The 8,156-nt window shown below is 69.0% G+C and carries 8 protein-coding genes; 2 read left to right on the top strand and 6 right to left on the bottom strand.

Translation table 11 applies throughout. The features are described 5' to 3' along the window. Positions 1-8: 8 nt before the first annotated feature. From MMB92_RS21090 to MMB92_RS21100, 3 genes are read right to left on the bottom strand one after another with little or no spacing between them, the layout of a single operon-like run. Complete coding sequence (locus tag MMB92_RS21090; RefSeq protein WP_006476212.1) at positions 9-212, bottom strand: DUF1656 domain-containing protein; 204 nt, start codon at positions 210-212, stop codon at positions 9-11. Beyond that, positions 209-2,413, bottom strand: coding sequence for an FUSC family protein (locus MMB92_RS21095; protein WP_060263244.1), 2,205 nt, complete (start codon positions 2,411-2,413; stop codon positions 209-211). The genes MMB92_RS21090 and MMB92_RS21095 overlap by 4 nt, the downstream gene beginning before the upstream one ends. Before the next feature lie 14 nt (positions 2,414-2,427). Then, the gene (locus tag MMB92_RS21100) at positions 2,428-3,993 is read right to left on the bottom strand and encodes an efflux transporter outer membrane subunit (RefSeq protein ID WP_080323677.1); all 1,566 of its coding nucleotides are present in this window, start codon (positions 3,991-3,993) and stop codon (positions 2,428-2,430) included. 157 nt (positions 3,994-4,150) lie between these two features. Here MMB92_RS21100 and MMB92_RS21105 point away from each other — a divergent pair, with 157 nt between their 5' ends. Both MMB92_RS21105 and MMB92_RS21110 read left to right on the top strand, forming a co-directional pair. Next, positions 4,151-5,092, top strand: a complete 942-nt coding sequence (locus MMB92_RS21105) for a LysR family transcriptional regulator (protein WP_006485634.1) — start codon at positions 4,151-4,153, stop codon at positions 5,090-5,092. A gap of 117 nt (positions 5,093-5,209) precedes the next feature. Beyond that, positions 5,210-5,362 carry a hypothetical protein gene (locus MMB92_RS21110; protein ID WP_006476208.1) on the top strand — a complete coding sequence of 51 codons (153 nt, stop codon included), beginning with the start codon at positions 5,210-5,212 and terminating at the stop codon, positions 5,360-5,362. Positions 5,363-5,420: 58 nt separating this feature from the next. On the opposite strand, the gene MMB92_RS21115 is transcribed toward MMB92_RS21110, so the two are convergent. The 3 genes from MMB92_RS21115 to MMB92_RS21125 are packed head-to-tail and all read right to left on the bottom strand — an operon-like array spanning position 5,421 to position 8,109. Further along, positions 5,421-6,251: a metallophosphoesterase gene (locus MMB92_RS21115; RefSeq protein WP_006485635.1), complete on the bottom strand. Its 831-nt coding sequence runs from the start codon at positions 6,249-6,251 to the stop codon at positions 5,421-5,423. 25 nt (positions 6,252-6,276) lie between these two features. Continuing rightward, the gene (locus MMB92_RS21120; protein ID WP_034200667.1) at positions 6,277-7,698 is read right to left on the bottom strand and encodes an FAD-binding oxidoreductase; all 1,422 of its coding nucleotides are present in this window, start codon (positions 7,696-7,698) and stop codon (positions 6,277-6,279) included. Positions 7,699-7,716: 18 nt separating this feature from the next. Further along, positions 7,717-8,109, bottom strand: coding sequence for a DUF2069 domain-containing protein (locus MMB92_RS21125; protein ID WP_006497741.1), 393 nt, complete (start codon positions 8,107-8,109; stop codon positions 7,717-7,719). Positions 8,110-8,156: the final 47 nt, after the last annotated feature.

An 8,156-nucleotide genomic window follows, 5' to 3' on the forward strand; every position in this document is an offset into this window, starting at 1 on the left:
GTTCGGAATCAACGGTAAACGGCAAGACTCAGTCCGCCGCAAATGCAGACGAGAAGGCAGGCCCGGAACAGCGACGGGTGCCAGACGAGACGGTAGAGGCCCGTATAGGCGAGCAGGCGGTCGACAGCCCAGGTCGCGATCGCGCCGAGGACGAACATCAGCACCACCGTGGGCATGTAGGCATCGAGAATGGCGATTTCACGCGGCATCATGACGAGGCTCCTGGTTGGGGACGCACGGGGCGGTTGCGGTTGAGCGGCTCGAGCGGGGATTCCGGGTCGAGCAGCGCGGTCCGCACGAAATGCAGGTGGCTCAGGATGCGCTGCAGCCGGTGGCGCTCTTCGCGCGACGGCTCGAACGCATCCAGCGTTTGCCGGGTCGCGTCGATCGCCGCATTGGTCGCGGCGAGCGTCGCGTCGAAACGCGCGGCGCTCGGCCGGGTGAACAGCGCCGACAGTGCGCTGCGCATCGTCTCGATCGCGCGCCGCCACGGCATCGCGGGCGCATAGCGCGGGTCGGACGGCAGCGTCGCGAGCTCGTGACGCAGGTCGATCGTCGCGTTGCCGGTTTCGAGCACCGCGAACATCCAGCGCAGCGCGTCGCGCTGCACGTCGGGCTGGTCGGCCGACAGCGTGTGCGCCTGGTACATCAGGTCGCGCGCGCCGCTTTCGAAGCGCGTGCGCAGGCCCGCGAGCCGCGCGTGGCCGGCCGCGACGGCCTGGTGGCGCAGGTCCGCGAACAGCCGCTTCTTGAGCCACGGCGCGGTCGGCGGGAACAGCACCGCGAACGCGATCGCCGACGCCAGCATCGACAGCACGAGCGCGAGCGAATCGTTCATGAAGCCGGTCGGATCGTAGTGCGTGATGTTGTCCGGGCCGGCGAGGAAGCTGAAGAAGATCAGGTAGCCCATCCCGTAGCCGGCGAGCTTCGGCTTCAGCGTCATGAAGATGCCGATCGCGAGCAGCGGCGCGAGCGCGACGCACAGCAGCGGAAAGCCGTCGATGTGCGGATAGATCCCGAACGTCAGCAGGAAGCCGGTGCAGACGGCGAGCGCCGTGCCCATGCCCATCTGCGCGGACATCGCGGTCGGGCGCGGCGTCGACGACGCGAGCGCGCAGGTGGCCGCCGCGGTCAGCGTGAGCGTCACGCCGCTCGGCCACGCGGTCTCGATCCAGAACCAGCCGAGCACGAGGATCACGGTTGCCGTGCGGATCGCCGCGATCACCATCGCCGTCGCGTTGGTGCGCGGCTCGTAGCGCTCGATCCAGCGTTCGCGTTCGTGCGTCGCGCTCGACAGCGACGCGTAGGTGGCCGCGTACTCGTGCAGGTCGGTGATGAAGCGGTACAGCAGTTCGGCGGCGGTATCGAAGTCGAGCAGCGGAAAGTCCGGCTGCGTTTCGAGCGCGGCGCGGGTCGCGCGGATGCGGCGCGGCAGCGCGTCGCGCCACGCGAGCAGTTGCGCGGCCGCATGGCCCGCGTCGGCCGACGTGCGCACCGGTTCGCCGGCAGGGGTCAGCAGCAGCGGCGCGATCTCGCGAAAGTACGGTTCGATCGCGTCGATCGCGGCCTGCGCGCCGGCCGCATGCAGCCGGTTCATCAACTGGTGCAGCGCATGAAACCGGCTCGACGCGCTCATGAACTCGCTGTTCAGCCGCGCAAGGCGGCCGCTGCGCATCCGCGTGTCCGGATCCTCGAACACGGCCATGCTGCGCGCGGCCTCGAACCCGACCACGTCGGCGACGAAACGCGTATGGATGGTTTCGATATGCGCGCGGTCGAGCTGGCCCGACAGCGCCGCCGCGACGTAGTCGACGAAGCTGCCGAAGCGCTTGCGCACCGTCGTGCGCATCTGCTCGCCGGTGGTCTGCGGAAACACGAGCGCGCTGACCACGCCGGCCGACACGATCCCGACCATGATTTCGGCCACGCGCGTCATCGCGCTCATGAACGCGCCGTCCGGGTGCTGCGACGCGGGCAGCCCGATCAGCGCGGTCGTGTAGCCGGCCAGCAGGAAGCCGTAGCTGCGGAAGTTGCGGTTGCGCGCGGCGCCGGCCGTGCACAGGGCGACCCACAGCGCGACCGCCAGCAGGAACAGCTGCGGCTGCTGCGGGAACAGCCCGACGAACGTGAGCGTCGCGATCAGCCCGAAGATCGTGCCGGCGACGCGGTAGAAGCTTTTTGCGAGCACCGCGCCGCTTTGCGGCTGCATCACGATGAACACGGTCGTCATCGCCGTTTTCGGCGCGGGCAGGTCGAGCCGCATCGACACGCCGGTCGCGATGAACGCGGCGAGCAGCGCCTTGAACAGGTAGAGCCACGCGGCGCCGTCGGTGCGGGCCCAGTCGCCGAACGCGGCATACCAGGCCGCGAACGGACCGCCGGCGGGCGTGGAAGCGGGGGAGGAGGCAGACATGGCGACGCTCCGCGTTACCGTGCGGTCGGCACGCCGGACGCGCCGGTGGTGGCGACTTCCGCGGGCCGGGCGACCGCTGCCGCGGACTTCGTGCCCTGCACGGCAACCGCGGCGGCGGCTTCGTCCTTCGGCACGTCGCTGCCCGTCTCGACCCCACCCCCGAGCGCCGCCATCAACTGTGCATGCGCGGCGAGGCGTTCCGCATCGATGCGGGCGGCCGTCTCCTGCGCGCGCAGCAGTTGCTGTTGCGCGACCAGCACGTTCACGTAATCGGTCAGCCCGCGGCGGAAGCCTTCGCGCGACAGTTGATAGCTGCGATTGTTGGCCGCCACCGAGCGCGCGGCGTCCTTCTTCTGCGTATCGAGCGAGCGGATCCGCACGACCTGGTCGGCGATGTCCTTGAGCGCGCCGACGATCGTCTGGTTGTAGCGCTCGACCGCCTGGTCGTAGCCGGCATTCGCGGCGCCCAACTGCGCACGCAGCCGGCCGCCTTCGAAGATGGGCAGCGACAGCGCGGGGCCGGCCGTCCAGCCGCCGTTCATCGCGCGCAGGAAGTCGGTGAACGGCGCGGTCACGCCAAAGCCGCCGACCGTCGCGAGCAGGTCGATGTTCGGATAGAACGACGCCTTCGCGACGTCGATGCCGCGTGCCTGCGCGTCGACCGTCCAGCGCGCCGCGACGACGTCGGGGCGGCGGCCGAGCAGGTCGGCCGGCATCGCCGACGGCAGGCCGGCCGGCGCGTCGAGCGCAAGCTGCGGCCGCTTGATCGCGTCGCCGGCGCCCGGGCCCTTGCCGGCCAGTGCGGCGAGCTGATGGCGCGCGAGCTGGATCGCTTCTTCATAGCTGTCGATCTGGCGCTCGTAGTCGGGCAGCGTCGATTCCGCCTGGCTCACGTCGAGCTGCGTGCCGAGGCCGGCCTGCAGCCGCTTGCGCGCGAGATCCGCGAGCGAGCGCTGGCGTTCGAACGTCTCGTGCGCGAGATCCAGCAGCGCGTAGTTCATCGACATGCCGACATACGCGCGCACGACGTTGACTTCGAGTTCGAGCTTCGCCGCCCGTGCGTCGGCGGCGGTCGCATGCGCGGTGTCGAGCGCCCGCTCGGTCGCGTTCTTGTCCTTGCCCCACAGATCGAGGTGGTACGACAGGCCGAGCGAGCCGGTATTGTTCCAGGTGTCGGCGTTCGCGAGCGGGCCCGGGCCGTAGTACACGTTGTCCGGCCAGTGCTGGCGCATCAGCGACAGGTTGCCGTTGATCTGCGGCAGTTCGGCCGAACGGGCGACGCGCGCCATTGCCTGCGCTTCGCGCACGCGGGCCTCGGCGGCCGCGAGGGTCGGGTTGCCGGCCTGGGCGGCGGCAATCCACGCATCGAGCTGCGGATCGCGGTACGCGCGCCACCAGTCGGCGGCGGGCCAGCCCGCGTCGCGGTCGGCGGCGCGGATGGCCGCGCCGGCGTCGAGCGCGTTCGCTTCGATGCGAGTGGACTGGGGTTTGTTGTCGCCCATGCTCGCGCAACCGGCCATTATTAATGAGACTGCAAGAACCGCCAGTGCGAGCGTCCCTTTTGTCGCCGGAGACTGCACGATTTTCTCCCTTTCGGATATAGATGAGTCGGAGGCGATTATATTTTTCAGTGATTCCTGAATAAATGGACAACGGTGCAAGTCATTTTTACGAATCCTGAGATAATATTTGTTGGACCCTGTGCAACAATCCCTCCGGATTCACACGGGTAATGGGATGGATACGTTACAAAACATGCGGGTATTCGTCCGCGTGGTCGACGCGGGCAGCTTTACCGCGGCCGCCCAGCAGATGAATTCGACCACCGCCTACGCGTCGCGCGCGGTCTCGGATCTCGAGGCCCACCTGCGCACGCGTCTCCTGAACCGCACGACGCGCCGGATCGCGCTGACCGAGGCCGGCGAGCGTTATCTGCAGCGCTGCGAACAGATCCTCGCTTACGTCGACCAGGCCGAAGCCGAGGCGGGCGACGCGCACGCGCGCCCGTCCGGCAAGCTGAAGGTCCATTGCTTCACGAGCCTCGGCCAGCACTATCTGGTGCCGGCCATCGCGCGCTACCGCGAGCGCTATCCGGACGTGCACGTCGAGCTGACGCTCGCGCAGCGGATGCCCGACCTGCTCGACGAGGGGTACGACGTCGCGATCGTCGTCGGCCGCGACCTGCCCGATTCGGGGCTCGTGTCGCAGCGGCTCGGCGAGAGCTACAGCGTCGTCTGCGCATCGCCGGGCTACGTCGAGTCGCACGGCGTGCCGCAGCGGCCGGCCGATCTCGCACAGCACGTGTGCCTGGGGATGGTCGCGCCGGGCTTTCACTTCGACGAATGGGCGCTGGCGGGGCCGAACGGCGACGAGGTCGTGCCGATCACGGCGCCGCCGTTTCGCGTGAACGTCGCCGAGGCGCTCGCGGTGGCCGTGCGGGAGGGGATGGGCGTCGGCGGGCTGCCGCTCTATTCGGCGATCGGCTGGCTGCGTAGCGGGCACATCGTGCGCGTGATGCCCGAGTACCGGTCGCACGTGATGAACATCTACGCGCTGTATCCGTCGCGCCAGTACCTCGACGCGAAAATCCGCACCTGGGTCGATTTCCTGCGCGAAGAGCTGCCGCTCACGCTCGAAGCGGACGAAGCGGCGCTCGAGCAGTACACGCGTGCGACATGACAGCGCGGTCGACCGCAATCTGACGAGATTTGTCCTTCACGCAACATTTTTTTACGAACGTGTGTCAGACAGTTTGATACTGTTGGAATTAACGAGATACACCACACCGGAGTAGCGATGGATACGCACCTGATGATCGGCCTTGGCGTCCTGCTGGGCGCGGCTGCCGCCGCGGCGGCGACCCGCGACCTGCTGCGTGCGATGAAGGCGAAGGCGCAGATGAAGCCGGTGCCGGTCCGCGTGCGCGAGCCGCGCCGCCCCGGCCGCTGATCTCGCCGTCACGTTTCGGACGGGCACGGCCGCGCAACGCGACCGCCCGAGCCGGCGCTCAGCCGAGCTCGACGACCTTGTCCCACGCGAACGCGGGGTTTTCCCGTTCGCCGGTGCGGCGATGAATGTAGCCGCGCGGATTGCACACGACGCGCGTGCCGCCGTCCGCAACGTAGTCGAATGACGTATGCGTGTGGCCGTGCAGCCACAGATCCACCGGCGGCCGTACCAGTTCCGCCATGTCCGTCACGAATCCCGCCGAAGCCAGATCGTCCGCATAGCGTTCCGCCAGCGAGCGCCGGTGCGGTGCATGATGGGTGACGACGATCGTCTTGCCCGCGAACGGCGCCGCCAGCTGCGTTTCCAGCCATGCACGGCCGTGCCGGTGCAGCGCGATCGCGTCGGCCGGCGCGAAATCCCGTTCCGGCTCGCCCGCTGCCGCATGCAGCGCCGCATCGTGCGGCCAGGTCACCTGGATCAATCCCTTGAAATCGAGCATCACGCGCAGCGCGGCGTCGATCGCGGCGGCCATGTCGGCTTCGTCCCGGCCGAACAGCGAAAAATCGCTCCAGAGCGTCGTGCCCAGCACGCGAAAGCGCTGGGCGGGATCGACGTAGACGCCGTTGTTCAGGTAATGCACGTTGTCGAGCGTATGCGCCGCGTCGCGCATCGCCGTCTCCAGCGCGCCGAATTCCCCGTCGTAGTACTCGTGGTTGCCCGGCACGTAGATCACCGGCACCGCCGGGTCGAACGTCTCGGCGGCCCAGCGCAGGCCTTCCGCGTGGTTGTGGATGTCGCCGGCCAGCACGACGAGATCCGCATCGGCGTGCGGGATCGCGTCGGGCAGGTTGCTTTCGAGGTGCAGGTCGGACAGGACGCGGATTTTCACGGGCTTGGCTCCGGAGTGGGCGGCTTCAGCGCAGGACCTTGCCGGGATTCATCAGGCCGCGCGGGTCGAGCGCGGTCTTCAGCGTGCGCATCAGCGTCGTTTCGACCGGCGACTTGTAGCGTTGCGCGTCGTCGATCTTCAACTGGCCGATGCCGTGCTCCGCGCTGATCGTGCCGTGGTGGCGGTGCACGTTGTCGTAGACGATCCGGTTGATCGGCGCCTGGAACGCGGCGAGGAACGCCTTCGCATCGCCGCCTTCGGGCATCTGCACGTTGTAGTGCAGGTTGCCGTCGCCGAGGTGGCCGAACGTGACCATGCGCGCGCCCGGCGCGGCTTGCTGGATCGCCGCGTCGGTCTCGTCGATGAAGCGTGCGATCGACGAGATCGGCACCGCGATGTCGTGCTTGATGTTGAGCCCTTCGTCGGCCTGCGCGAGCGGGATGTGCTCGCGCAGGTCCCAGAACGCACGCGACTGCGCGAGATTCTCCGCGACCACCGCGTCGACCACGAGCCCGGCCTCGAACGCTTCTTCCATCAGTTTCTCGAAGAGTGCGCGCGCATGCGCTTCGCTTTCGTTGTCGGACAGCTCCAGCAGCACCGTTTGCGCGTGCGTCTGCGCGAACGGGTAGCGCAGTTGCGGATAATGCTTGCCGACCAGCTGCATGCAGAAATCCGACATCAGCTCGAAGCCGGTCAACAAAGGCCCGGCCGCGCGCTGCGCGAGCGCGAGGAAATCGAGCGCCGCGTGCGGCGACTCGAGCGCGGCCAGCGCCGTGACCTGCGCGGCCGGCAGCGGATGCAGCTTCATCACGGCTGCCGTGATGATCCCGAGCGTACCTTCGGCGCCGATGAACAGGTCGCGCAGGTCGTAGCCGGTGTTGTCCTTGCGCAGTCCGCGCAGCCCGTCCCAGATCTCGCCCTGCGGCGTCACGACCTCGAGGCCGAGGCACAGCTCGCGCGCGTTGCCGTAGCGCAGCACCGCGGTGCCGCCCGCGTTGGTCGACAGGTTGCCGCCGATCGTGCAACTGCCTTCCGCCGCGAGGCTCAGCGCGAACAGCCGGCCGCCTTCGCGGGCGCGCGCCTGCACGTCGGCGAGGATCACGCCGGCTTCGACGGTGATCGTGTTGTTGTGCGGATCGAGCGCACGCACGCGGTTCAGGCGCGCGACGCTCAGCACGGCCTGGCTGCCGCTCGCATCGGGCGTCGCGCCGCCCGCGAGGCCCGTGTTGCCGCCCTGCGGCACGAGCGCGACGCCGTGTGCGTTGGCGAGCTTCACGAGCGCGGCGACTTCCGCCGTGTTCGCGGGCTTCAGCACCGCGCATGCGGCGCCCTTGTAGCGGCGGCGCCAGTCGGTCAGGAACGGTTCGGTATCGTGCGGATCGGTCAGCACGTGGTCGGCGCCGATCGCGTCGCGGCACGCGGAAACGAAAGCTTCGGAGGACATCATCACCTTGTCGCGTAAGGGTCAGGACGTGGCGCGCGGTTTTTTCGCCGCGCGCTTGAACGGCGCGACGTAAGCCAGCGCCGCCACGAAGAAGCCGACGGCGAGCGCGGTCTCGCACCAGCCGAGCGTCGCGGACAGCCCGCGATCGGACATGCCGCGCACGATGCCTTCGGCAAGATAGACGAGGACCAGCATGCTCGCCCACTGCATCGTATAGATGTTACGCCGCCAGACGCCTGGCAGCGCGAGTGCGAGCGGCACGGCCTTGAGCATCAGCGCGGAGCCGCCGGGGCGCAGCGGCGCGAGCCACAGCTCCCACGCGAGCGACAGGGCGATCAACGCGACGAGACATGCGGCGGCGGCCAGCGCGTAGCGCGGCCGGGCCGCGACGGCGGGGCGGGCGGGGGCGTTCATGCCGCCTCGGCGGACCGGGCGCTGGCGAGCGCCGCGGCGGCGCGCGC

The sequence above is a fragment of the Burkholderia sp. IO2 genome (assembly GCF_029522185.1).
Lineage (GTDB): Bacteria > Pseudomonadota > Gammaproteobacteria > Burkholderiales > Burkholderiaceae > Burkholderia > Burkholderia cenocepacia.

Bases quoted from the DNA above. Each gene is read 5' to 3' on its own strand.
- MMB92_RS21120 (WP_034200667.1), bottom strand. From the start codon at position 7,698: ATGATGTCCTCCGAAGCTTTCGTTTCCGCGTGCCGCGACGCGATCGGC.
- MMB92_RS21105 (WP_006485634.1), top strand. From the start codon at position 4,151: ATGGATACGTTACAAAACATGCGGGTATTCGTCCGCGTGGTCGACGCG.
- MMB92_RS21125 (WP_006497741.1), bottom strand. From the start codon at position 8,109: ATGAACGCCCCCGCCCGCCCCGCCGTCGCGGCCCGGCCGCGCTACGCG.
- MMB92_RS21095 (WP_060263244.1), bottom strand. From the start codon at position 2,413: ATGTCTGCCTCCTCCCCCGCTTCCACGCCCGCCGGCGGTCCGTTCGCG.
- MMB92_RS21110 (WP_006476208.1), top strand. From the start codon at position 5,210: ATGGATACGCACCTGATGATCGGCCTTGGCGTCCTGCTGGGCGCGGCT.
- MMB92_RS21090 (WP_006476212.1), bottom strand. From the start codon at position 212: ATGATGCCGCGTGAAATCGCCATTCTCGATGCCTACATGCCCACGGTG.